Here is a 26,162-nt window from a genome sequence, read left to right on the forward strand (position 1 = left end):
CACGTTATCATTTTGAAGGGACGGTCTCTGTCAGCTTCCGACGTAAGGACGCAGCCATCTCGTAGGTCCGCTCTCCTCCCAAGGAGGGGAGTAGGTGAGGGTGGACAGGGCGGTAGAGTGGGTTAGCAAAGAAGGCCAGTAAGAAATACTTACGGGCTTCGCCGTATCGCCCTGCACGTATCGCTGACCGTGCCAACGAGCGTCGCATGGACGCGAGAAAGGTCCGTTCGTAGTATTTCCCGTGCTCCGCTGCAAGGCCACCATGCTTCTCGATAAATAGGGGATAGGCGATATCTCGCTTCTGTTCGAAGTTCGCTGTGATGCTATCCTCTCGTCCAGTTTGGCGATACGTAAGCGTCTCTGTGACCGGTTGGAACTCGCAAGACTGTGCGAGCCGGAAGAACCACTCACGATCCTGCCACGCCGGAAATCTCTCGTCGGGGAGTCCGGCATCGGAAATTGCCTCAGTGTCGACTAGAACCGAAGAAAACTGTCCGAAGTTTGTGCCAGTCAACAAGTCGGTAACCACATGTCCCGCCGCAGTCGGGGTTGAAATCGTTGTTCCAGCCGCGCTTTCTCGTTTGACCCATGTGTAAATGACTCCGGTTTCGGGTGATGATTCGCTGAACCGATCCACCTGCTTCCTGAGCTTTGTCTCTTTCCACCGGTCATCATCGTCGAGAAACGCAACATAATCGCCGTTTGAAGCCCTGATACCTGTATTTCGGGCGGCATTTGCCCCCCTGTTTTCTTCGTGTCGGACTACTTCCGTACGCTTGTCCTTCAAAATATCTTCGGGTAGTGTCGTCGCTACCGGTGTCGGTGATCCGTCATCAATGACGAGTAGTTCGATCCGCTCATACTGTTGATTAAGCACACTGTTAATTGCGGCTGGCAGGTGTTCATCTCTTCCATAGGTGGGTATTACGACACTCACAAGCGGATTCTCGCCGTCCGTGTGACGTTCCACGGGCATATTAATTTTAATTATACCTCGTGTGCCATCATATTTAAGTACAACATTGCTACCGGACAGATAGAAGAGATTTCTGGACAGAGTGCTACATCCCAAGGTGGTAGATCTGATTTGAGATTATACAGAGAACATTTTGACCCAGTTACGGGATAGATGCTACGTAGTCAACGAAACAACGTATCGGTAGTCGGTGTCTTATCGGCCAAAGCCATACCGTTTCAGGGGAATTACTATTTGGCAGGTCCCATTATGTCGTAGCACGCAATCCATATGTCAATGACGAAGTGGGTTTCATCCATGTCGATTTCAGGACCTAACCAGAGTCGGTTCCAGTGGTTTCTCATCTCGTTCGTGACTCTTGGAACCATCTCGCTAGTCACCCTCTGGGCCGCTAATATTACTAGCATTCGAGTATACTTTGTCGGACTGTTTCTGACTCTGCTGGTAACCAGTGAGGTGTTCCCGCCGTTGGCAGACAAGCAGTGGTGGCGTGGGCTACAGCTCGTCAAACTCGTCGGTTGGCTTATTACTCTTTCTCTCCTATTTAAGCGGGTCAGTGCAGTGGTCTAACCCCTTTCGAGTTTCTGAAGCGAGACGTGACAGGGGGGTTTGATAACAGCTTTATATGGGGTGTGAGCCAATGCTGTCAGCCATTGGTGACAGTAACCCAGAGATGCGTGCGGCGGTACGCGTTCTCAGGACGGGGATTCGCCCCGACTGGTGCGTCGTTGCGGTAGAGCAGATATGAGATTCGAATGTTCTCACCGACTAGCGTGGGGGTGATTTCGTGCGAGCGCTTGAGCGTTTCACCTGCCGCGACACGGTTCTTGAACCGATCAATTCGTGCGGTGGCTAGGACAGTGCCGTTCTCGATTTTCTGAGCAACGACAACAATTGTGTAATTCAGCTCTTGGCCTTCATGATTGCCGATAGTGACCTGAACAGTCCGCGAACTGCCGAGCGGAATCTGTGACGGATACTCAGCGGCAACAGGTTCTCCGTTGGCGGATTCCGTTACCAGCGCGAACTCAGTGAACTGTTCACCCCGTTCCGCCGATATGGCCGCGTAGCCGATCCCGGAACCAGAGACAAGAAGACCCAGTATAAGCAGGATGTATAGTGTCGAGACACTTCCAGAAGGGTTCAGAGACACTCGGCTCTGTACAGTTGTCCCCCACCGCAAGGGACTGAAACGCTCATCTGATGGCACCCGCATCCGTCGGATCGTTGCGGCAATCGTGAAGATGGCAGTCGTTATTCCGATAGAGAGTTGGTACGGTCCGGTGGTCGAACCAGGCGAAAGCAAGACTAGTCCGAGCCCCAGTAGTGGAACTATACAGACACTACTCCCGACTGCAAGGACGAGTCGTTCACCGACAGAAATTCGTCCCACTTGGCCATCAGATGATCCATCGGTCTCAGTAGAACTGCGTGGGAATAAAAGCGCAACGAGAGCGTATCCTGGTGCAATAAGTATCGCTACCAACCCCAGAAAGGCCCCTACAGATGAGTCTTTGACATACCCTTGGGCAGCAGCGAGATGCCAGAGGCCGAGGAGCCCGACTAGCAGAAGATCGATCGGGAGCGTCTCCGTCTCAATGTTCGCATCTGCGTCAGTAGCCATTATCACTCGATGAGAGCGTAGTAGTAAAATTAGACAGTTACTACCAGTGCATGTAACTGATCAGTGTCAAACGGAGTCGTCCGCAATCTCTTCGAAAAGTCTGTCTGGGTTGAGAGCACGCTGTCTCCACTTGGCAAGTTTCCGCTGACAAAGTAGCTATTCACAACACCCTCATCCAGTTGTACATGACTGGGTCGTTGGTCCCCTATCTCTGTCAAACAGATCGTTGAGCGTACGGTCAATTCGCCCTCAGGAAGACACGTGAGTCGGCGCCGTGCGGACAGTGGGTACCGGCGCTGGTCACTCAGGGGCTGTGACTGTTTCTCTGGCAGGGAGTTCCGGAACCGCATCGAGAATTTGAACGGCGGCTGTTCCATCGCCGAAAGGCGTTTCCCACTCTCCAGCCTTTCCACGCATTTGTGTCGCCGCCGCAGTGATACTACTCGGCTCCCGGCCGGCAACGCAGTTTGCACCGACAAATGCCGTCTCAGGACGTTCAGTGCCATACCTGAGCGTCACACACGGTGTCCCGAGGATGCTTGTTTCCTCCTGGACACCACCTGAGTCGGTGAACACTAGGTCCGCTGTACTCTCTAGCCGGAGAAAATCGAAGAAGCCCAGTGGTTCGATGAGGCGAACTTGATCGGGGACTGCAATACCGAACTCTTCGAGACGGTCCTCCGCTCGGGGATGGATCGGGTAGATGGCTTCCTGTTCCGCTTGAACGCTTGCCCGTGCAACGCCGCTGAGAATCCGCTCGAACGCTTCCCGGTCGTCAACTGTTTCCGCCCGGTGAGCGGTCAAGAGGTCGAACTGGCCGTCGGAAACGCCGAGTTCACTCAGAATCCGACTTTTGTTTGCAGCCTCATCATCATAGATTTCAACTGCATCGACGATCGTATTCCCAGTAACAGTGATACGGTCCGCAGGGATCCCTTCGTCGCGGAGTAACGCTGCTGTCTCGGCGGTCGGTGGGAAAAGGTAATCAGAGATGTGATCAATGATGACGCGGTTCGTCTCTTCAGGCATATCGTCATCGAAACTTCGAAGCCCGGCTTCGACGTGAGCCACGTCGACATCCATCTTACTCCCTGCGAGTGCACCCGCGAGAGTCGAGTTCGTATCCCCTTGGACAAATACCACTGTGGGCTCGGTATCCTGAAGTTCTTCTTCAATGCCAGCGAGCATCGCACCAGTTTGTGCCCCGTGATCGTCAGATCCGACTTCGAGGTTCGTATCTGGGGGTGATAACCCGAGTTGTCGGAAAAAGACAGTATCCAGCGAGTCTGAATAATGCTGACCAGTATGGACAATGTGTGTGTTGACACCACGCCGATGGCACTCCTGAATTACCGGGGCTAGCTTGATAATCTCGGGACGCGTCCCAAGAACGAACCCCACAGTGCTGTTAGTCATTGTTGGCCCTGATCCGTAAGTCGAACAGCCGGTGATAGCTCCAGCCAGTCAATTTCATACCGGTTCCGTGAGTAGCCGCAGGATTTGTTATAGGCTTCCTACGCCATTGATCATGGCCAGTCGTCCGCGAGTCAAATTGGTGCTGTCAGAAAATCATCTGTAACGCTGGATCAAATTGTCCGGACATCAAACCCGTGCTCAGCCCACCGATTCGCGTCGATGACATCAACCGGGTCGATCACAGTTCGGCCCGCCATCTTTGACCTGATGGCTTCCGGGTTGAGATCTACAAACTCATCGTGTGCTGCCCCGAATATCACCGCATCAGCATCTCTTACTGCCGTCTCAAGGGTTTCAAGCTGTAATCTGGAGTCCGTCGCCCGTGGGTCGTGAATAGTGACTGATCCCTCGTCCCAACCCCCATCCATAGCTGGGCGAGTGTCCACCGTGACAGTCCCGAGCAGTTTGGCTATTTCCAAACCTGGACTATTGCGAGTGTCGCTGACGTTACCTTTGTACGTAATCCCAAGAACAGCTACAGTCTTATTTTCGAGCGAGTCGATAGCGTCCTCGAGTAGCCTGATAACGTGTTCGGGCATCCTGTCGTTGACTCGGTTCGCGATATCGATTAGCTCTGTTACACCAGACCCATCGCTCAGGAAATGCGGATCGACAGGAAGGCAATGCCCGCCTACTCCTGGACCTGGGCTCAAAATATCAACCCGTGGATGGTTGTTCGCGAGATTGATCGCAGACCGTACATCAATGCCGTAGTTCTCTGCGAGGAGTGCGAGCGTATTGGCATACGCGATACTGACGTTTCGCTCGGCGTTTTGTGCAAGTTTCACGAACTCGGCGGTCGTAGGGTCAGCGGCGACATGAATGTCTCCGGTCGTGAGCGGTTCATAAAGGGATTTGATGGCGTTAACCGAGGCCTCATCGACACCGCCGACGATTCGATCGTTGGTTCGGAGTTCTGTGAGCGTATTCCCTGGCATCACCGTCTCCGGCGTGTACCCCAAGTGTACATCTTCACCGATGTCGAGATTGCCTCTCGAAATGATCGGGGCCAACATTCCAGTCGTTGTTCCCGGCGGCACTGTTGACTCCAACACCACGGTGTCGTCCGACCTGAGAACGCCCGCCACGTTTCGTCCAGCATCCTTCACGTATGTCAGATCCGCCTCGTCGTTCATATCGTCGTACGGCGTTGGGACACAGATTATGTGTACATCAGCGGATTGGGGATGATGACTCGGCGTTAGATTGCACTCCAGCGCATCCTGAATGTACGACTCAAGTTCTGGTTCGCTAACTTTCGGATCACCCTCGTTGAGGTGATTGATTACATCCTCGTTGACATCGAAACCAATGACATCGATGCCTGAATTGGCGAACAGCGATGCGGTCGTGAGCCCGATATAGCCTAGCCCGTGGACGCAGATAGTCATGCTTTCTGTGCCCTCGATAGTTTTGTTATTGACTCGCAACGCTGTCGCCGTTCGAAATAGTCTGACGCTGACTCGTTCCGCATTGACCTACGAATGATATAGATTACCCTTTGTTATGCAGAAGTTGTCTCAAGTAAGAGAATCGACACTATGGTAAACCCAGACCTGAGAAGTGGGGTACGCCGTCTAATACGACCGATCAATGAGGACGATCGCCACTTATTGACGGTACAGTTCTAAGGAGTGCAGAATGATCCCGGTGAATGATGCGAGGATGCCAATAATTGTAAAAGTAGTGCTAGTCAGGGCATATCCGAGTGGAAAGCTTCCGGACTGAAGATAGTTGAACATCGTGAGGTAAGTGAATATAAATCCCAGTAGAACGCAGGAGACACCAGGCACGCCGAGCAACATGATAGGATGTTCTCGCTCAACCGTTCGAATAATGTTTCCAACAAGCGTAAGCCCGTGCTCAACTGGGCCAAGGTTGTTAGAAGCCTCCACATCGTAATCTATCGTCGTCGGAACCTCGACGATCTGGTAGCCGTTTGAGTGGGCGTGGTACAGTATATTGGTGCTTGCATCCATTTGGTCGCCAATTGAGTTGTCTTCAGCAAGTGAGGTTATGGCCTCTGTACTATACGCACGGAAACCACTCTGTGTGTCGTTGATTTGATTGGCTGGCTTGAGGATTCCAAGGCTGAGGTTAGTCATGAGGTTCACCGTGAACAGCCCAAATCGCCTGTACAGCGGCATCTTTGTGTCCGCATCCTCATCGAACCGATTACCGATGACGACCTCCGCCCCCGACTCCTTTTGCTGTTCAATTAATTCTGGGATATCACTGGGATCATGCTGCCCGTCGGCGTCAAGAATGACTAGGTAGTCCGCGTCACCACGGTCAGCTTGCTCAAAAATACTGTTGAGGGCACCACCATACCCGACGTTACGGTCGTGCTCATACACTGTCGCGCCAGCCGCCGCTGCGACCTCGACAGTGTCGTCGGTACTCCCGTCGTCAACAACCAGAACAGTGTCTGCATAGTGCTTGGCCGACTCCACTACCGCCCCGATCGTCGCTGCCTCGTTGTACGCAGGAATTCCGACCATGACAGTCGGATCCGGCTCGGTGACGGGTTCAAGACGGGCATCGACAGTGAACTTCTCTGTACTCTTCAGTGCTTGGCGGCTTGCCGGGAGGTTAACTGACCCATTCTCTTCACCATGATACAGGAGTCCCGGATACCCTGCCTGCTTAGCAAACATCCGCAACCGCTCGCGAGGGGCATCGGCTTCAGCCCAGTTTCCAGAAGGGGGAACCACCTCTGCATCAAGCCACCGGGCAAAAGTGAGTGCCTGAAGGTCAGCATCAACGGCAGCTGTAACGATTGCCTGGTGTGCCCGTGAGTGGATACGAAGAATCTCAGCCGCGATCCATTCGGCGTTCGACTCGGTCGCGACTAGTCCCACCGCCGGCAAGTTCTTCGAAACCTCTCGGATACCGTCACCGGCGGGTGATTGCTGGATTCTATCCGACATCTCAGTCCCACTCCGGAACCGCTCTCGATGGCGGTCGTTCGGTGTGGTCGTCCACACGCTCCGGTACGTATAATGGCATCATTGTGGCGAGTAGTGGACTCCGTTGTGCTCTGCTGTGAACGAGTTATCATATTGTTATCCCCAGCTTTCCGAGATTGTCCCAACCCTGTATTATCCGCAAAAAGCAGGTAACAAAGTATAGTCTGGCGTAGGAATACAGCGCGTGGCCACTACGGTCTGAGAGGAGTTTAGTTCGGCCCATCCCTTACGATACCAAGATTACTCAACTAGGAGATGAGATGTATGTCTATGAATAACTTAAAGCATCAAAACCTCGTTTTCGAATGATATGTCGACAAACGATATTCGCAACTGTCGGGTACTAGTTACCGGAGGGGGTGGGTTCATTGGAAGTCATCTGACATCAGCGCTAGCGGTGGAGAACGAGGTGCGAGTCCTCGATGACTTCTCGACGGGACGGCGTGCAAACCTCCCAAAAGACGTGACTGTCATTGAGGGCGATATACGCGATAAAGGAACAGTCGACGAAGCGATGGACGACATTGACATAGTTTTTCATCAGGCCGCGATGGTTAGTGTCCCGAAGTCAATCGAGCACCCGGTCGACTGTCACGAGCTTAATGGGTCGGCAACCGTCACCGTGTTCGACTGCGCTCGACGGCAGGATGCACGGGTCGTACTCGCCTCCAGTGCCGCCGTATACGGCAATCCTGATACGATGCCGATTAAAGAAGAAGAACCGGCCGATCCACGCACGCCGTATGGGATTGAAAAGCATCTCGGTGAACAGTATGCACAGTTTTATACAGAGCGGTACGGCCTACCCACAGTCCCGTTACGATACTTCAATGTCTATGGACCGCGTGGGCTTGACGGGGAGTACGCCGGTGTCATCGGCACATTCATTCGTCAGGCACAGGCCGGCAATCCGCTCACAGTCGAAGGTGACGGAAAACAGACTCGGGATTTCGTACACGTTGATGACATTGTCCGTGCCAACCTGCTTGCAGCCACGACAGATGCTATCGGCAAGCCGTTCAACGTCGGAACTGGACAAAGTATCAGTATCAAGGAACTTGCCGAAACCGTCCGAGATGTCGTTGGAGCGAATGTGGAAATAAAACACGTCCCCGAACGCACGAATGATATCAGAGAGAGCGAAGCAGATCTCAGTGACGCACGCACACTGCTTGGATATGAACCAACAGTGTCCCTCGCAAAAGGGCTAGAAACAACGCTCAGTGCTGAAGCGGAATAAGCCCCTTCTGTTGCTGATAGAACGTCTGTACAATTGCAAGGAAAACATCACATTTGGGCCAGTCTCTCGTCGTAATATCACCGAAGAGGCTATCTATTTATCGCACGGGGTCAGCAATCGTCCCTATGTAAAATAAAGATAGCCTACATATGATAATATAAAACAGCGTCTAACACTGATCCAGACCACAATCATTTAATTTGTATCATCAGCCAGATTCAACACACAGAGGGTTGGCATTTAGAACCCCTAGTAGAGTTGTGACATAAGTGATAGTAGCATTAGAGTTTAGTTGTACATCGGCAACAATCATCACAAGAAATCCACCACACATCATCTTGATGAGTAAGTGATGGGTTTCTTATTATTCGGGTTCCACCTAGTTTTACTGGTGCATCCCTTCGTTCACAGTCCCGTGCTCTGGGATACATCCGACCGCAAGTCTATTGAGGGTGAGGCATATTGGGCAGTGTTAAAATAACAGTTATACAATCAGGGTATCGAACAATAAACTAGCTATATCGATGTATATTCGTGTGACATGGAGACAGGAGCGAGCGAAAAATCCACACCGTAGTAGCATTTGCGTCTATGTCTGAGTTCTACGAACTCACCGACGTTGTTGAACACTGTTATCGGGTGTGTAAAACCGGAATCATGTATTTATCCTCGTATTTGAGCAGAGCCTCCGTCTGGATCGATGGGCCGGATCATACTGCAAGCGTGCGTTAGACACGGACGCGCTGTCGCAACTATCTAAATCCTCAATCAGCTGCCGGCAGATTGGTACAGTGTGTACGCTGAGTCCTCATCTCAAAGGCCACTGCAAAAGCCTGCACTCGCTGCAGAGTAGCAGCGACTTCTGACAGCACCACGGGTAATTGTTACCGAGGGGGATTTTTACTGGCTCGGATGGAAGCAGTCGTATGATTCACAACCGAAGCGAGCTGGCTGCCAGCGTTGCACACGAGGTGGCACTCGATTGTATCGAGGCCGCCGTGGCCACGGCCGCACCAGAGGGCGCCACAAGGGCAGCCGTCAACCGTGACGGCAAGACGCTGACAGTCGGCGAGACAACGTACTATCTTGACAACTACACTGATGTCGTCATCGTCGGTGGCGGGAAAGCCGCAGACGGTGTGACACGGGCGCTCGAGTCTGTTCTCGGGGACACCCTCAACGGCGGCCACATCGTCGTCAAGCAGGCTACTGACACCGAAACTGTCCAGAGGTCTGTCGGAGATCACCCGTTACCGTCGAACCGAAACGTTGTAGCGACCACCGATATTCTCGAAACCGTTGACGAGGCCGATGCGGAGACGCTCATCTTGTTCGTCCTGACAGGCGGGGCCAGTGCGCTTCTATCTGCTCCGGCCGGGGACCTGACACTGGATGACCTCCAGACGACGACCGACAGGCTGCTCAATGGTGGTGTTCCGATTGAAGAGATCAACGCGGTCCGGAAGCACCTCTCGGACCTGAAAGGTGGACAAATAGCACGGCGCGCGGCTCCCGCCACTGTCGCCGGGGTACTGATCAGCGACGTTGTCGGAAACGACCTTTCGACCATCGGTAGCGGTCCCTCAGTTCCGGACGAGACCACGTACGAAGATGCCCTTGGCGTGTTCGAACGATACGACCTTAGCCCGCCGTCAGCCGTTCACGACCACCTCGAAGCGGGGCAGGATGGCCGACTATCGGAGACACCGTTTCCCGATGATTCGGTCTTTGACCGTGTTACGAACCACCTCATCGGGGACAACGCAACCGCGCTTGACGCCGCCGCTGCTGTCGCACGGGAGGCCGGCTACGAACCGCTCGTGCTCACGTCTCGGCTGCGCGGCGAAGCCCGCGAAGTGGCGAAACCACTCGTTGCTATCGCCGAGGAGACAACAGCGACGGGAACACCGGTCGAACCACCGGCCGTTCTCCTTGCCGGTGGCGAGACGACCGTCACCGTAACAGCGGACGGTGGGCAGGGAGGGCCTAATCAGGAATTTGTTCTCTCCAGCGCACTGGCCCACGACGGCGACGCGGTCATCGCAGCCGTCGACACTGACGGTGAAGACGGAAGCTCCAATGTGGCCGGTGCAATCGCCGATGGGGCCGTCATCGGCGACCGCGAACGAGCCCGCGATGCGTTGCTCGCAAACGATGCCGGCTCGTACCTCTCGGAAATTGAGGCGACAGTCGAAACCGGACCGACCGGGACGAACGTCAACGACGTGGCCGTGCTCGTTGTCCCAGACCCAAGCGAGTAATCCCGGCTACCGATACACGGTGGCTATTCTCAGGTGGTACTACCGGACCGCCACATCACGATTGAGGTGGTAGCTACCGTTCGATCCGTGGATCACGTTTATCAACAGACGGGCTGATATGCCGCGTATGAACGCATCAGATCAGGCGGTCGCGGCGGACGCACTCTCGGTCCCGGAAGAGACGATCGTCGACGCCTGTGGCGACCCGCCACTCCCCGAGTTCGGTATCATCGAACAGGGCTGGGAGACAGACCCGATAGCGCCAGACGATGTCGCAACACATGCAGCCCGAGCGGCCGAATCCCTGTCCTTTGCGGACGTGCCTGCCGGCGGCGAAGTCGCGCTGGGTGTCGGCAGTCGCGGTATTGCGAACCTGCCCACTATTGTCGCCGGTGTCGTCGGCGCAGTTTCCGACGCCGGCTACGAGCCATTCGTCTTCCCGGCTATGGGGAGCCACGGTGGCGCGACCGGCGAGGGACAGCGAACGATGCTGAACGAACTGGGGGTGACCGAGTCGGCCATCGGCTGTGAAATCCGGTCGACTATGGATGTGGACGAGGTCGGACGAACGCCGGATCGGGACGTGCCTGTCGTCGCCGACGACAACGCTGTGGCGGCTGATGCAATCATCCCTATCAACCGAGTTAAGCCACACACGGACTTCGGCGGGGCAGTCGAGAGCGGGCTCTCGAAGATGCTCGTCATCGGCATGGGCAAGCAGCGCGGCGCACAGATTGCACACAAGTGGGCCGTCGACTGGTCGTTCCGCCGGATGATTCCCGAAATTACTGGCCAGCTGCTCGAAGAGCTCCCCATCGTCGGCGGCGTCGCAATCATCGAGGACCAACACGACGACACGACCCTGATAGAAGGTGTGCCGCCGAGTGGCTTCCTCGACCGCGAGGAGGAACTGTTAGAGACCGCCTACGAGCTGATGCCGAAGCTCCCGTTCGAGGAACTTGATCTCGTGGTGTTCGACCGGCAAGGGAAGGAGATCAGCGGCCAGGGACTCGATACTAATGTCATCGGCCGCCGACCGTTCTCGATTAACGAGCCGGCCCCAGAGACACCGGACATCAAGCGCATCTTCACACGCGGGCTGACGGAGAAGACCCACGGGAACGCGATGGGTGTCGGCTCGGCTGATATCATCCATGCTGATATTGTTGCGGAACTTGACGCGGAGACGTCGCTGATCAACGCGCTCACCGCGAGCACGATTCGCGGCGTGAAACTACCGCCGGTAGTTGAAACCGACCGTGCCGGCATCGTCGCGGCGCTGTCGACGATAGGGGTCGTCAACACCGACACCGTTCGGGTACTCCGTGCAGCCGACACGATGCATCTCCACCAGCTCTACGCGTCGCCGGCGCTGGTCGAGGCCGCACGCGACCGTGACGACCTCCGTGTCATCGAAGAGCCGTCGCCGATTAAGTTTGATAACGGACAGCTTGTCGCGCCGTCGCTCCGCGAGTAGCTGCCGGTAGCGAATCTGTATACTCACACTGCGGACTGCAGACAGAGCAGGCAACGATTCCTAAAAGTCGTCGCAGCACACACGCGACATCTCAGATCCCGAATCCAACGCGACGTGTCCCCCCAACATCTGGATGGATAATAAATAACGGGCGTACATACGTTAGGTATGACGCTTCCCGTGCGAGAGCAAATTCCAAGCCGAAGCGGTTGTCTAGGTTGCCAATAGCTCGATCGGATGGCGCGGCTGCCGCTCCAGTAGGGCGTCAATCTGTTCGAGACAAGAGGTCCCGCTGGCGACGACGGGACGGTCCTGTACGCCGTCGTCTCGCAATTGTGTCCGAAGCCGGTCGCCAACGTCCATGCTCAGTTCGTAGTAATCGGACTTGTACCCGAAGCTTCCAGCCATGCCACAGCACTCCACGTCAGATGTGACAACGTCGTAGCCACACGCTTCGAGGACAGCGACGGTATGGGCTTCGAGTCCGAGCGTCCGCTGCTGGCAGTGGCTGTGATACGCGATTTCTGCGCCGGTGACGGTCGAGAGTGAATCGGTGGACGCGCCATTGTCGAGTAAGCCGAAGAGGTATTCGAACACTTCGTAGCTGTTCGCCGCGATGTCGGTAAACGCCGGCTCGTCAAGAAGTCGCTCGTATTCACGGGTGAACATCGCGTGGTCGCTCGGCTCGATAACGACCACGTCGCGGCCGTCTTCGATATGTGGTTCGAGGATCTCTGTGACCCGTTCGGCGTGGTCGGTCGCCGTCGAAACCATCCCCTGTGACAGTGGCGCGCGGCCGCTGGACGGAGCCGGCGGCACTACCACGTCGACACCCAGCGACTCAAGTACCCTTACCGCGGCTTTGCCGCGCTCAACCTGCACGTGGTTCGTGTACAGGTCCGGGTACAGCACCGCCCGACGCTCAGGATTTGTGATCTGTGAGTCACGGGCGGCAGCCCAGTCGACAAGCGTTTGTCGCTCGAACGTCGGCAGATCTCGCCTCGGGTCGATGCCCAGAACTCGGGCCATCGTTTGCCGAGCGAGTGTTGTCTCGGCTAGCCAGTTTGACACCGGTGCGGTGGCACTACCCAGTTTCGCAACGGTCTCGAAGTTTCCGAAGAAGCGTTTCTGCAGTGGGGCACCATCGTCCTCTTCGTCGGGAGTGAGGCCATCGACGAGCCACTCCCCGGGGGCATCTTTGTCGCGGTTGATGCGGTCCCGGACGACGGTGTTGATCCAGGGGATGTCGATACCGACCGGGCAGGCGTTCACGCAGCGCGTACATCCGGTACAGAGGTCGTTGAACTCCTCAGCCACGTCTAACCCCTCAATACCGGCTTCCCATCCCGTCGCAATACCGCCCGAATACGTCTCCCCGCCGAAGGCGTGGCCGCCGACGCTCTGGAAGTTCGCACACGAGTTCGAACAGGCGGAGCACCGGATGCAGTACAGCGTCTCCCGGAGCTGCTCGTCGTCCCGCATCTCTAGTCGGCCGTTATCGATCAGCACGAGATGGAAGTCGCGGTCGGAGTCGAATTCAGACAGCGGTGTTTCGTCGTCGGTGAAATCGACGACCGGCGTGTCGACCGGTGGGGTCAGTAGCGAGACATACGACGTAATGTCCTGCCCAGTGCCCGACCGACCGATGAGTTCGATGAACGGATGGAGGTCTGCAACTGTCGGGATGACTTTTTCGACGCCAGCGACGGCGACGTGTGTGTCCGTCGCAGCCACCGTTTTGCGGGCGTTGCCCTCGCTGGTGACCAGCGCCATCGTTCCAGTGTCGGCCGCGATAAAGTTCGCGCCAGTAATGCCGACTTCCGCGTCGATGATCTGCTCGCCGAGTTTCTCGCGAGCGAAATGAGTCAGTTCCTCGGCCGTCTCCAGTGGCTCATCAGGGTCAAACCGCTCGTTAAATAGCTCGGCGATGCTCTCACGAGACTTGTGAATCGCGGGGGCAACGATGTGGGAGGGGGCTTCATCAGCGACTTGTAACACCCACTCGCCAAGGTCCGTCTCGACCACGTCCACGCCGTCGGCTTCAAGTGCCTCGTTGACCTCGATTTCCTCGCTGGTCATCGACTTACTCTTGACGGCTCGGTCAGCTGCTCGCTCGTCGGCCACGTCACGAATGTACTCGTTTGCGTCAGCGGCGTCGTCGGCGATGTACACCGACCCACCGTTCGCTTCGACGGTCTCCGTTAGCTGGTCAAGTAGATCTGGAAGCTCCGCGATAGCGTCCTCCTTGATACTGCGGGCCGCTCGCTTGAGGTCCTCGTAGTCCTCTAGGTCCGAGACAGAGTCGTACCGTCCCGTGTTGAACCCCTGCGTATTCTCCGCGATTGCCGCTCCCTCGGTCCGCATCAGTTCGCGGATTTCGTCGGCAGTCGCCATTGTCAGGCCTCCTCCTCGACGATGATGACGTGGACCTCTTTGGGTCCATGTGCACCCTTGACCAACGCGCCCATATCGGCTGTCGCACTCGGTCCTGTTGCGATGATTGCACTCTCGCCGGTTTCGTTGAACCGCTCGTCCAACTCTGCCACTGCTGCGTCCATATCGGGCTGGATGTCTTCCTCGTAAAGAATGGCCACGTGGCGCTCGACAAACAGGCTCACGAGTTCGCTGGCCTGATCGGTCATCGAGAGGACAAGTGAGCCGTAGTCGCCGATACCGAGTTCGGCCTCGGTTACGCCAGTGGTCGCCTCTCGAAGCGCGACCGGTGTCGGGTCAACTGTTACCGGCGTCTCTGTGAGCGAAAACGCCTCGTCCGCAACCGCCTCATCAGGCGGAACCCCAACGGCAGGCTCCGTGACCGCCTCGGTGACAGCGGCTTCGAGTTCGGACTCAGTAGTGCTGGCAACTGTCACACCCAAGGCTTCGAGAGCTCCCTCGAACGACGCGCGTTTGCTTTCCATCTATACGCGAACCGTAAACCTACATCATCATTTAGTTTTTGTCTGAAACGAATGGACGTCCGACAAGTTCATACTAAAATGTGACTCAGAAGGTATCCTACAGTGGCTGCAATGTTGTGAACTTGGGCACATCACGATCAGTGTTCATAGAAGCGACACCCACAACATAACCAAATCCTGGTATTCCGTATCGATATATTCGATAGATAGATATGTCAATGAAAAATCCACTACCAGATGATACAGTACTCACGGTATCGCAGATTCAACGCTAAGCAGTTGTTTTCAGATCAAGCAATGACTGAGAGGAAGGGGTTTTGTGGGTTCTCGAAGAAACACCGACAACGGACCGATGGACGACCGACCCAGTGGATCTCCAGACACAGAGATTGCAACATTGCTTGAACAAGGGAAAGAGGCTGACGCACTGGCAGCACTTGAGCGGCTTTCGACAGCCGGACCAGCTACCCAACAGGCGTGCTTGCGGTCACTCAAAGCGGCTGCCAACGACCAGCCAGAACTGTTCGACGGCGTCCTACCATCACTCACCGATTTTTTGCAGGACAGTGAGCGCCCTGTACGGCTCACGACAGCGAAATTATTCGTTACGATCAGTGAGAGCGCGCCGGGTAGCGTGGTTCCGGTTGTTCCGACGCTTGCTGATCGACTGGCGGATGAGGCGGAGTTCTACTACGTCCGTGCCCGGTGTGCAGAGGCGCTGGGCTACGTCGCCGTCGATCATCCCGACGCCGTTGTCTCACCTGAGGTCGTGGCAGACCTGCGTATCGGTCTGAAGTTCGACGAACCAGAAGTAACAGAGAAATTGGCGAAGGCGCTGGTCCATGTGGCCCTGGGTAGTCCCGACAGACTCCGCTATCAAGTCGACTCACTCGCCGAGCATCTTCAAGCAGACAGCGAATTAGTCCGATATCACCTGAGCACAACACTCGTCGTTATCGGTTCTGCGTGTCCCGAACGGCTTGCAGACGCCAAGGAAGTACTTGTCTCGTGCCTCGAAGACGAAAACAGATACGTCCGTGGGCGGGCGGCCGAGGCGCTAGGTTTGCTTGCCGGCACTGCTAGCATGGAATCGTTTCCGCAAGCACAGCTCGACAGTCTCACCGTAGACGAGGCGTTTGTTGCAAGACGAGCACAATTCGCCCTGTCTCGGCATCGCGGGACGGAGCCTGCTGATGGATTCACAGGCATAGGCACGAGAGATGCAATCCGCACGCAGACAGCCGATATTGTCTCGGAAATCCGGACGCCGGAAGGAGATGGCGGATGCCCACACTGCGGGCTTTCACTCCCCGAATCCGGTCCCCCGCTGTGCCCGGGCTGTGGCACCCCACTGTGAAAGAACAGCGGTTTACCGACAGTGCTCACAGCACGGTCCACTTCTAATAGGACTACGGTTGCAGTCGATTACCTAGCGCTGCGTCATCTCGTACCGATACCTCTCATATGTATCTACTTCTGTGGGGATCGGATAGTACTGGTGAGACATTCCATCCTAGACAAGATGGAGTGTGTATCTAGTATATCTACATCCAATTTTGGGAATATAAATCGAAATGGGGCTATTACAGGATTATATTGGACAATATACCTGAAGCACGGGTCAATAGCCGCTCCCGTAGCCGTCCAACTGTCACCACAGTTACTTCTTGCTCGGTAACCCTACTTTTTGTTCTGCTTTGAAGAACAGTACAATTTGCATCAGTAGCAGTCACACGAAGGTACCTACTCTCACAGTCAGGAAGCGGACGGTAGAGTGATCCGCGATACCATCACGAGGGCACTTCTGATGCTAGGTCACCCGCAGGCTATCGTTTGAATGCATGAAAGTCAGGTGTCCCGTTAGCGGTGCGTGGGAGAGACATTTGTCACTTTGACAGCGGCAATCGGCCCAGTGAATAACAGTGGTACGTCCGTTATTTAGTATCCAATCAATTCGATGTAAGGGCCACCTGAATGGATTTTGTCGTGCTGAGGACTTGCCCGGTGATATCTTCCCTGAGGTATCGGCCGTTCAAGCGCTCAACGGGGCCACAAATGCCCAGCGCGGCGATCCGATTGCCGCCAACGTCAGGCAGCGGGGCGGCAACACCGACAATCCCTTCGTACTGTTCACCTCTACAGAACGCAATACCGTCATCGCGGATCCGGCGCAGTTCTTCGGTAAGTTCGTCTGGGGCAACGATTGTCGCGTCAGTCGGTGCGACAAGCTCTCTTTCATCCAGAATCGATTTGACGCGACTACTCGAGAGCGACGATAGCAGTGCCTTTCCCGGAGCGTTGACATGGAGTGGCAACCGTTCGCCCGCATAGAACGGGACCGACCAGCCGTCTTCGGGTTCGGAAATTGACACTGGGACGCCGGCCGTTTCTTCGAGAACGAACAGTGTCGCTGTTTCCCCTGTTGCTGCCGCCAGATTATCCAGTTGCTGTTTCGCCGCCTGATAGAAACTGAGATTATCTCGCGTTCTCTCACCGAGCGCTAGCGGACGGAGCGACGCAGCATACGTTTCTGCGTGCTTGACCACGTATCCGGCCGCACGCAACGTCGAGAGATGGTTGTGAGCGACGCTCTTAGAAACCCCCACTGTGTTCGCAAGCTCTGTCACCCCGACAGGTCCGCCCTCGGCGACAAGCGCCTCCAGAATAGCCACCGAGGTCTGGGTCGCTTCGACCGCATACTGTGGTTCTTCGGTCATTGAACGTCATTTCAATACCTCGCCTTAAAATTCTGTTCACTAGAGCAGAACAGTTAGAGTGATGCAAGCTAGTAACACAGAGTGATACACATTATTTATTGCCCATAACTAGATTGCTACGATGCCTCGATACCGAAATTTACTCGTTCTTCTCTCCAGAACGAGTGTGCTCAGAACAGTGCAGATCCTCAGCGTGTAGAAAATACCCGCGTCAGGCTGGCACGGCCATTTTGACTGCGTCGGAATCGCTCTCACCTAAGCACCGTGTCGACTGTGGCTTAGGTCTTCGACCCCAATTGCTCCCATACCGTTGTAAGGCCGCTCGACAGCGGCGTTTCCGAACGGTATCAGGAGATCGCACTTGCTTACTCAGAGCCGTCTGGAATGACGACTTTCTTTAGTCCCTCAGCGTTGCCCATCCGTTCAAACGCTGTCGGAAGGTCGTCAAGCCCGATACGTTCGGTGATAAGCGGCTCGGCGTCGATACGTTCGTGTTCGAGCAGTGTTATCGCTCGCTCGAAGTCCTCAGTCGTCAGAGAGAACGAACCGCGGTAGTCAACCTCGTCAAAGAAGACATCGAACGGACTGATTTCCATCGTCGCTTCCTGGTCCGGGACGCCAAAGATGAGTGTCGAGCCGCCGGGCGCGGTCACAGCGTTGGCCTGCTTGATTGTCGGGACGAGCCCGATAGCCTCAGCGCCGACGTCGACCGGTCCACCGGCCGCCGCCGGGATCGCTTCCTCGGGATCTTCTTCGTTGGGGTCGATGACGGCATCTGCGCCGAGGTCGGCGGCCAGCTCTCGCCGTTCGTCATCGAGTTCGGAAACCACGATTGGGGCAGCGCCCGCGTTGCGGAACGCTTGCAAGAGTAGCAGGCCGATCGGGCCAGCGCCGATAATACCGACACTGTCTCCCGGTTTGATGTCAGCCTGTTCGACACCGTGGACACAACAGGCGAGCGGTTCGGCGAGTGCGGCCCGTTCGAAGGACATCTCGCCGATGTCCTCAACGTTGATAGCCGGGACGCGGACGTACTCGGCGAAGGCCCCGTCAAGGATGGTGTCACCGGCACCACCGATGCTCGTGTTGTTCTCACAGAGGTGCGTCTCCCCCCTCTTGCAGTACGAACAGGCGTTACAGGGGACGGTGGGATTGATTGCGACGCGGTCTCCGACCGCAAAGCCCGCAACGTCGGCACCGACTTCCGCAATAGTCCCGGCACCCTCGTGGCCCAGAATCAGTGGTGTTTCGGCGGCGAAGGTGCCGTGATACATATGATAGTCGGTCATGCAGACGCTACAGGCGCCAACCTGAACGAGAACCTCGTCATCCGCAGGGTCCGGTCGGTCACGGTCTTCGACGGTAATTTCGCCGACATCGGTCAACATGCTAGCGCGCATCAGTCGTCCTCCAACGGTCGGCTCGCGGTCGTCACTGCAGCAGTACCTCTTTCGTGCGTTGGTGTGGGTCGGGTCATGGGTGGTTTGGGCCGTAGCCCGTTGTCACTAGTCCGGCTGAGCTGGACACACAGCGGACTCGGCTACGATCCGTACTCTCGATGTTTTTGGACTGCGTATTAAAATCTTGCCACGGTTACCCGTACTCCGGAGGCAGATGAGTTCGTGGATGGGGGCTTCCGTACTGTATGCCGTCTGTTCTCGCCCAGTGTGATGGGTATTCTACCTTACAGATGATTACCTTTATTATGCATCGGTATTTCGATAGTGACGAGGTAAACTGGCATGACCAACTCCAACAGGCGGACGTTTCTGAAAGCGACAGGTGTCGGACTACTCGGCGGCCTCGCTGGCTGCACACGAGGCGGCGATGGCTCAGACGGAAGTGGGAGTGACGGCTCAAGTGATGGTAGCGGTGGTTCCGATGGCGGAACCAGCACCGCTGGAAGCGACGGTGAACTCGCGGTTCCTCTCAGCGAGTACGAGGACGCCGATATCGACTGGCGACAGTTCGAGGGGTCCTCGATCAACATCGGAGCCGTCCAGCACCCCTGGGTTTCAGCCATCAAGCCCGCAGTCCCCGTCTTCGAGGAACTGACCGGAATCGACGTCGTTTGGAACGTCCTGCCCGAACAGCAGTTCAGGACCAAGCGCCAGACGGACGTCAGTACCGGCGCCGGGCAGTTCGACGTCTTCTACATGGATCAGGTCGTCAACCAGTTCCGTGAAGAGGGCTGGATACAGCCGCTCGACCCGTTCTTTGACGACGACAGTCTCTTCGACGAAGACTGGTACGAGCCCGACGACCTCTTCGAGGCGTCGCGGTGGCAGGCTCACGGTGGTGGCTACAGTGACACATGGACTGGGATGCCGATTACCGTCGAAGTCCAGACACAGTTCTACCGCAAAGACCTCTACGAAAAGCACGGTCTGGAAGTCGCGGAGACGCTCGAACAGTTCCGCCAGAACGCCAAGACTATCCACGAGAACGAGTCCGACGTCGTCGGCACCGTCGGCCGTGGCGACAAGGGCTATGGGATGAACATCTACATCCTGAACACGTTCCTGCGCCAGAACGGTGCGGAACTCTGGGACAGCTTCCCGGACGATTCCGGCCTCGATTCGGACGGCGTAATCGACGCCGCGGAGTGGTACGTCAGCCTGTTGCAGGACTACGGTCCCGAAGGGGCCTCGACCCAGACCTGGTCAGACGTGCTCTCGACGATGCAGGAGGGTCGCGCCGGTCACATCGTCTCCGACGCGAACCTGTTCTGGCCCGGTCTTACCGGCTCTGACTCCTCAGTTGCGGACAAGGTCGGCATCGCGAAGGTTCCCAGCCCGGCCGACGGCCAGTTCTCGCCGAACGCGTTCAACTGGCAGATCTCCACGTCGAAGAACGCCCAGAACTCCGAGCAGGCGTTCCTGTTCATGGTGTGGGCGTCCTCGCAGCCGACCAACACCTGGATGCACGTCGAGGGCGACGCCGCCTTCTCCGTCCGGCAGTCCGTCTGGGAGAACGACGAGTTCCGTTCTCGCGTCGGCGAGAACTTCGCACAGGTCACGCTCGAATCCCTGCAGGAAGCAGCGCCGGACCCGTTCGACCGGAAGTACCCCGAATGGGGCCAGCGGTACTCCGAGGAACTGCAGCGCGCCATCGCCGGCCAGAAGTCCGCCGAGGAGGCGATGACCCAAGCGGCGTCCATCGCAGAAGACATCTACAGCAATTAAATCTAAGCCACACCTGCGCCACAACACATCCCACAAATGAGTACACCAACGCAAACGGAAACGACACCTCAATCGACCTTCGCCAGGCTGCGGGACCTGTGGAACGACTACCTCCCGTACTGGTTCATGGCACCAATGGTGGCGGTGATGGTGATGATCACCTTCTTCCCCGGTGCCTACGACCTGTATCTCAGCCTAGTCGCGGAGCCGACACTCGATGTATTCGCAGCTGATTTCGTGGGGCTCCGCAACTTCGAGACGGCGTTCACCCGCGGCGGCGCGATCCACTCGTTCATCATCACGATTACTGTCGTCGTCAGCGCGCTGCTCCTCGAAACGGTCCTCGGGTTCGTTCTGGCCGCGCTCGTCGCCGGCGTCGGCTCCGACCGGGCGAAGTCGTTCTACCGGGTGTTGTTCATCATTCCGATGGCCGTTGCCCCCGTCTCGCTCGCGACCATCGGCCGGATCATGCTGAACAGCGAAATCGGCATCATTCCGTACGTCATAAACACCGGCACACCGTTCGCAGCGCCGAGTTTCCTCTCTGATGTCCCGCTGCTGACGGTGATCCTGCTAGATGCGTGGAACTGGACGCCGTTCATGTTCATCATCTTCTACGCCGGCCTCTCGTCGGTACCGAAGACACTCATTGAGGCGTCGCGCGTCGACGGTGCGCCGATGTGGCGGCGCTACGTCCACGTCATCATCCCCTACATGAAGCCAGTCGTGTTCGTTGCGACGCTCATCCGGTTGATCGACTTATTCCGGACGTTCGGCGTGGTGTACGGGCTCACTGGCGGCGGGCCGGGGACGGCGACCCAGCTCGTGAGCATCAATATCTACGAACAGATGTTCATCAACAACCAGATCACCGTGGCCGCAGCGATCGCCATCGTCTACCTCGTCCTCGTCGTTGCACTGTGTAACGTCATCATTGCGAAGGTCGGCTTCGAGGGGGTGTGGGACTGATGGCGACAACGGATGGCGACTCCGCGACCGCGTCACAGCGACTCGACAAGGACACGCGGGAGAAGCTCGTCACGGTGGTTCGACACACAATTCTGCTGACGTGGTCGTTCATTGTACTGTTCCCGCTGTACTGGCTCGCTTCGATGTCGCTGAAGCCCCCGGGCCAAGCGAACTCGCTGCCACCCGACTGGATCTTCCTGCCGACGGTGTACAACTACATCCAGTTGTTCCAGGACTCCGGGTTCGTCGCGGCGTTCGCCAACAGCCTCGTCATGGTGTCCGCGTCGGTCGTCCTCGTGCTATTGATCGGCGTTCCCGCCGCCTACGTGCTCTCGCGATATGACATCCCGATGGAGCGGGACGTGCTCGTGTGGATACTCTCTTCACGGATGCTCCCACCCATTGCCGTCGTGCTCCCCTTCTTCATCATCTTCCGGGAGCTCAATCTGTTCGACACCCGCGTCGGGATGGTGCTGATGTACGTCAGCATCAACCTCTCGCTGGTGGTCTGGGTGATGAAGGCATTCTTCGACGGCATTCCCGAGACCTTAGAGGAGGCCGCCCGCGTCGACGGTGCAACACAGTTCCAGGGCTTCAGGAAAGTCGTCCTGCCGGCGGCCAAGCCCGGCATCTTCTCGGTCGCCATCATCAGCTTCATCTTCGCGTGGATAGAGCTACTGTTCGGACTCGTGCTGACGAGCTTCGAGGCAGTGCCGGTGACGCTGTTTGTCTACTCGTTCATCGGCTCCCGCTCGATCGAGTGGGGGATGCTCGCAGCCGCCTCGACGGCGATGATCGTTCCGGTCGTCATCTTCCTCATCGCGGTCAACAAATACCTCGCGGCCGGGCTCAGCTTCGGCGTGGTGATCAAAGAATGACGACGCTGTCCACACCACGACAGGTATCGCTCGCGAACTACGCCCCTGCGGCGGCGGTAGCTTCACTTAGCCGCACATTGGAGGCAAAATAATGGCAAAGATCACAATCGACGACGTTACGAAGCGATTCGGTGAAGGAGATGAGTCAATCATCGCGGTCGACGACGTCTCGCTAGACATCCGCGATGGCGAGTTCATTGTCTTCGTCGGTCCGTCTGGGAGCGGGAAGTCGACGCTCATGCGCATTGTCGCAGGGCTGGAAACGCAATCCGAGGGCGATATCCGCATCGGCGATAACGTGGTCAATCAACTTGGACCGCGCGCCCGGGACATCGCGATGGTGTTCCAGAACTACGCGCTGTACCCCAACATGACCGTCGAGGAAAACATGTCTTTCGGGCTGAAGATGTCGACGGATATGTCCGCCGACGAGATCGAGGAAGCCGTCACCTCCGCCGCCGAAATGATGGACATCGATATGCTGTTGGACGACAAGCCCGGCGAACTCTCCGGGGGACAACAACAGCGCGTCGCACTCGGCCGTGCTATCGTCCGTGACCCGAACGTCTTCCTGATGGACGAGCCGCTGTCGAACCTAGACGCCAAGCTTCGGGCGGAGATGCGCACCGAAATCAACCGGCTCCAAAACGACCTCGATGTGACGACGCTGTACGTTACCCACGACCAGACAGAGGCAATGACGATGGGCGACCGGCTCGTCGTCCTCAACTATGGGGAGCTCCAGCAGGTCGGGACGCCGCTAGAGTGTTTCTACCGCCCGGCCAACCAGTTCGTCGCTGGCTTCCTCGGCTCGCCATCGATGAACTTCTTCGAGGGCAAGGTCGAGGGCGGAACCCTCCGCGCGGACGGGTTCGACTTCGACCTGACCGAACGGATGCAGTCAGCCGTTGGAAGTCGAAACGAACTCGCCCTCGGTATCCGGCCGGAAGACATGACGCTCCACGACCGGGCGAACTCGGGCCACGAGTTCGAGGCCATCGTCGACGTCGTCGAACCGATGGGGAGTATCTCCTACGTCTATCTCCAGGCGCGGGCACAGAGCCACGAGCAGACGTTCATTGTCGAGACAGACGGGCAGCGCCCGATCAGCGAGGGCCAACACGTCTACGTCGAGATCCCAGATCGGGACGTACACTTGTTCGACGCCGCCAGCGGCGAGACGATCCACCAGCGCCAACTCGGTGATGACGCGGAGATGGCGCTCGAAGAGCAAATAAAGCCCGCCGAGTGACGGCGATACCCGTCACCGCCTCACGGCTGTAATCAACCGACAGTTATCGACAGACCACACATGGCAGATCAAGACAGTTCACATTACGAGACGCGTACCGCTATCTGCGAGTACGGCCGGAGCCTGCTCGAAGACGACTTGACCACCGGGACTGGCGGAAACCTCAGTGCCCGACTCGACGAGAACCACATCGCGATCAGTCCGTCAGGAATCCCCTACGGAGAGATCGAACCCGAAGACGTTCCGGTTGTACAGATGGACGGCACTGTGATTGAGGGTGACGTTGAGCCGTCGACGGAGCTTCCGATGCATCTGGCCGTCTACCGCGAGCGACCGGCGGTCGGCGGCGTCGTCCACACCCACTCGCCGTATGCGACGACGTTCGCCTCGCTTGGGGAGGCGATACCGGCATCGCACTACCTCCTCTCGTTCACCGGAACAGAGGTGCCCGTGGCCGAATACGAAACGCACGCGACCGAGAAACTCGGCGAGGCCGCCGTCGACGCGCTGGGCGAATCGTTCAACGCCACGCTGTTGCGCAACCACGGCGTCCTGACAGCTGACGAAACGCTGGCCGACGCCTACACGGTCGCGCTAATGGTTGAGTACTGCGCACGTATCCATCATCAGGCCCGGGCTATCGGCGAGCCGGAAATCCTTCCGGACGAGGAGATCGACCGGCTGGCCGACAAGCTCGACAGTTACGGGCAGTGACCACGCATGCCTCTCCCAACTGATCCATGAACCACGTCGCTATCGACGTCGGCGCGAGCGGCGGGACAGTGTTCCTCGGCGAGGTGACCCAGTCGTCGTTCTCCGTACGAGAAGTCCACCGGTTCGATAACCGACCCGTCGAACGGGACGGCCGCTACGTCTGGGACGTCGGCGCGCTGGTTGATCACATCGGCGACGGAATCCGGGCTGCCGACGACCACGCCGACAGCCTCGATACGGTCGGTATCGACACGTGGGGGCTTGACTTCGGACTCTTGGCCGACGGCGAACTGCTCCGAGACCCGGTCTCTTACCGCGACCCCAAGTCGACAGCCACACGCGAGCAAGTTTTCGAGGCTGTCGGGAAGCGGCGGCTGTTCGACGCGACCGGCATCGCGAACTGGAACACACCGAACACGCTGTGGCAACTCCACACTATCGCCGAACGCGAGCCCGAACTTCTCGAAGAAAGCGACGGCTTGCTCATGATGCCACAGCTCCTCTCGGCACGGATAGGGGGACAACCGGCGGGCGACGTGACGATTGCCTCGACCACGCAGATGGTCGATCCCAAGGCACGGACGTGGGCCACCGACCTGCTCGACGAGCTGTCGCTTCCGACGGACCTGCTCCCGGACCTGTCCGAACCCGGTCAGCGCCTCGGTACCGTCGACGACACCGTCGTTTCGGGCCTGTCTTCGACGCCGGAGGTCGTGGTGCCGGCGAGCCACGACACGGCGGCGGCCGTCGCCGGCCTTCCGCTCGCCGAGGACGCCGCGTTTCTCAACACGGGGTCGTGGTTCATCCTTGGCGTCGAGCGAGACGAACCAGTACGGACAGATGCCGCCTTCGAGCACGCCGTCTCGAACGAACTCGGCGTCAACGGGACCGTTCGGCTCCTGAAGAACATCAACGGGTTCTTTCTGCTCGAAGAATGTCGCAAAGCGTGGCGCGAGGCGGACGAACCGGCCGATTACGAGACGCTTCTGTCGGCCGCAGAAGAGGCAAAGCCACGGACCGCGCTCGTTGATACGGATGCTGAAACTTTCAGCATCGACGAACCGATGCCCGACCAGATTCGGGCCTACTGCCGCCGAACGGACCAGCCCGTTCCGACGGGACAGGGTAGTCTCGTCCGCTGTCTGCTCGACAGTCTGGCAGCGAAAGTGGCGCTAGAACTCGATGCGCTCGCGGCAGTCGTCGACGACCCACCGTCACGTATCGTTCTCGGTGGCGGCGGTGTGAGAAACGAACTGTTCTGTCAGTTACTGGCCGACATCACCGACCGCCCAGTGTCGACTGGGCCAGTCGAGGCAACGGCTGTCGGCAACATCCTCACACAGGCCGTTGCGGCGGGGCGCGTGCCGGACATCGAGACTGGTCGGCAGTTGATCGAGTCGGCGTTCGAGACGACGACCTACGAACCACAGGCTGGTGGTGAGTTGGCCGAGTCAAAAGATCGGTTGGCTGCACTGACCGACGAATCGCTGTCCGGAGCCTGACGCT

19 protein-coding genes are annotated in these 26,162 nt (G+C 57.3%); 10 read left to right on the forward strand and 9 right to left on the reverse strand.

Features of this window, described 5'->3' with window-relative positions; genetic code table 11:
• Positions 1-7: 7 nt before the first annotated feature.
• From RBH20_RS17775 to RBH20_RS17795, 5 genes are all read right to left on the reverse strand, one after another.
• Complete coding sequence (locus RBH20_RS17775) at positions 8-976, reverse strand: glycosyltransferase family A protein (protein WP_306711143.1); 969 nt, start codon at positions 974-976, stop codon at positions 8-10.
• A 646-nt stretch (positions 977-1,622) separates the two neighbouring features.
• Positions 1,623-2,600 carry a DUF1616 domain-containing protein gene (locus RBH20_RS17780; RefSeq protein ID WP_306711145.1) on the reverse strand — a complete coding sequence of 326 codons (978 nt, stop codon included), beginning with the start codon at positions 2,598-2,600 and terminating at the stop codon, positions 1,623-1,625.
• A 300-nt stretch (positions 2,601-2,900) separates the two neighbouring features.
• Complete coding sequence (wecB, locus tag RBH20_RS17785) at positions 2,901-4,016, reverse strand: non-hydrolyzing UDP-N-acetylglucosamine 2-epimerase (protein WP_306711147.1); 1,116 nt, start codon at positions 4,014-4,016, stop codon at positions 2,901-2,903.
• A gap of 170 nt (positions 4,017-4,186) precedes the next feature.
• Entirely contained in the window at positions 4,187-5,467 is a 1,281-nt protein-coding gene (locus RBH20_RS17790; protein WP_306711149.1) for a nucleotide sugar dehydrogenase, read from the reverse strand.
• Positions 5,468-5,686: 219 nt separating this feature from the next.
• Positions 5,687-7,006 carry a glycosyltransferase family 2 protein gene (locus tag RBH20_RS17795; protein WP_306711151.1) on the reverse strand — a complete coding sequence of 440 codons (1,320 nt, stop codon included), beginning with the start codon at positions 7,004-7,006 and terminating at the stop codon, positions 5,687-5,689.
• Positions 7,007-7,355: 349 nt separating this feature from the next.
• Here RBH20_RS17795 and RBH20_RS17800 point away from each other — a divergent pair, with 349 nt between their 5' ends.
• From RBH20_RS17800 to RBH20_RS17810, 3 genes are all read left to right on the forward strand, one after another.
• Positions 7,356-8,285 carry an NAD-dependent epimerase/dehydratase family protein gene (locus RBH20_RS17800; protein WP_306711153.1) on the forward strand — a complete coding sequence of 310 codons (930 nt, stop codon included), beginning with the start codon at positions 7,356-7,358 and terminating at the stop codon, positions 8,283-8,285.
• Between the two features lie 926 nt (positions 8,286-9,211).
• Positions 9,212-10,546, forward strand: a complete 1,335-nt coding sequence (locus RBH20_RS17805) for a glycerate kinase (RefSeq protein ID WP_306711155.1) — start codon at positions 9,212-9,214, stop codon at positions 10,544-10,546.
• Positions 10,547-10,673: 127 nt separating this feature from the next.
• Positions 10,674-12,023, forward strand: coding sequence for a DUF362 domain-containing protein (locus tag RBH20_RS17810; RefSeq protein ID WP_306711157.1), 1,350 nt, complete (start codon positions 10,674-10,676; stop codon positions 12,021-12,023).
• 213 nt (positions 12,024-12,236) lie between these two features.
• Here the strand turns inward: RBH20_RS17810 and RBH20_RS17815 are convergent, their stop codons facing one another.
• A complete protein-coding gene (locus tag RBH20_RS17815) occupies positions 12,237-14,417 on the reverse strand; it encodes an LUD domain-containing protein (protein ID WP_306711159.1) in 2,181 nt (726 codons plus the stop codon).
• A gap of 2 nt (positions 14,418-14,419) precedes the next feature.
• Positions 14,420-14,941: an LUD domain-containing protein gene (locus RBH20_RS17820; protein ID WP_306711161.1), complete on the reverse strand. Its 522-nt coding sequence runs from the start codon at positions 14,939-14,941 to the stop codon at positions 14,420-14,422.
• 352 nt (positions 14,942-15,293) lie between these two features.
• Here RBH20_RS17820 and RBH20_RS17825 point away from each other — a divergent pair, with 352 nt between their 5' ends.
• Complete coding sequence (locus tag RBH20_RS17825; protein ID WP_306711163.1) at positions 15,294-16,298, forward strand: hypothetical protein; 1,005 nt, start codon at positions 15,294-15,296, stop codon at positions 16,296-16,298.
• 592 nt (positions 16,299-16,890) lie between these two features.
• Here the strand turns inward: RBH20_RS17825 and RBH20_RS17830 are convergent.
• Both RBH20_RS17830 and RBH20_RS17835 read right to left on the reverse strand, forming a co-directional pair.
• Complete coding sequence (locus tag RBH20_RS17830; protein ID WP_306711167.1) at positions 16,891-17,658, reverse strand: IclR family transcriptional regulator; 768 nt, start codon at positions 17,656-17,658, stop codon at positions 16,891-16,893.
• 365 nt (positions 17,659-18,023) lie between these two features.
• Entirely contained in the window at positions 18,024-19,058 is a 1,035-nt protein-coding gene (locus RBH20_RS17835) for a galactitol-1-phosphate 5-dehydrogenase (protein ID WP_306711169.1), read from the reverse strand.
• Between the two features lie 342 nt (positions 19,059-19,400).
• Here RBH20_RS17835 and RBH20_RS17840 point away from each other — a divergent pair, with 342 nt between their 5' ends.
• The 6 genes from RBH20_RS17840 (at position 19,401) to RBH20_RS17865 (ending at position 26,158) form a co-directional block, all read left to right on the forward strand.
• The gene (locus RBH20_RS17840) at positions 19,401-20,843 is read left to right on the forward strand and encodes a sugar ABC transporter substrate-binding protein (RefSeq protein WP_306711171.1); all 1,443 of its coding nucleotides are present in this window, start codon (positions 19,401-19,403) and stop codon (positions 20,841-20,843) included.
• Between the two features lie 36 nt (positions 20,844-20,879).
• Complete coding sequence (locus tag RBH20_RS17845) at positions 20,880-21,812, forward strand: carbohydrate ABC transporter permease (RefSeq protein ID WP_306711173.1); 933 nt, start codon at positions 20,880-20,882, stop codon at positions 21,810-21,812.
• Complete coding sequence (locus RBH20_RS17850) at positions 21,812-22,690, forward strand: carbohydrate ABC transporter permease (protein ID WP_306711175.1); 879 nt, start codon at positions 21,812-21,814, stop codon at positions 22,688-22,690. Before RBH20_RS17845 ends, RBH20_RS17850 begins: the two co-directional genes overlap by 1 nt.
• 91 nt (positions 22,691-22,781) lie before the next feature.
• Complete coding sequence (locus RBH20_RS17855) at positions 22,782-23,942, forward strand: ABC transporter ATP-binding protein (RefSeq protein WP_306711177.1); 1,161 nt, start codon at positions 22,782-22,784, stop codon at positions 23,940-23,942.
• Positions 23,943-24,002: 60 nt separating this feature from the next.
• Positions 24,003-24,656, forward strand: coding sequence for a class II aldolase/adducin family protein (locus tag RBH20_RS17860; protein WP_306711179.1), 654 nt, complete (start codon positions 24,003-24,005; stop codon positions 24,654-24,656).
• Between the two features lie 26 nt (positions 24,657-24,682).
• Positions 24,683-26,158 (forward strand): rhamnulokinase family protein, encoded by a 1,476-nt coding sequence (locus RBH20_RS17865; protein ID WP_306711181.1) that lies wholly within the window; start codon positions 24,683-24,685, stop codon positions 26,156-26,158.
• The last annotated feature ends 4 nt before the right edge of the window (positions 26,159-26,162 follow it).

The sequence above is a fragment of the Haloarcula sp. H-GB4 genome (assembly GCF_030848575.1).
In the GTDB taxonomy this organism is placed as follows: Archaea; Halobacteriota; Halobacteria; order Halobacteriales; family Haloarculaceae; genus Haloarcula.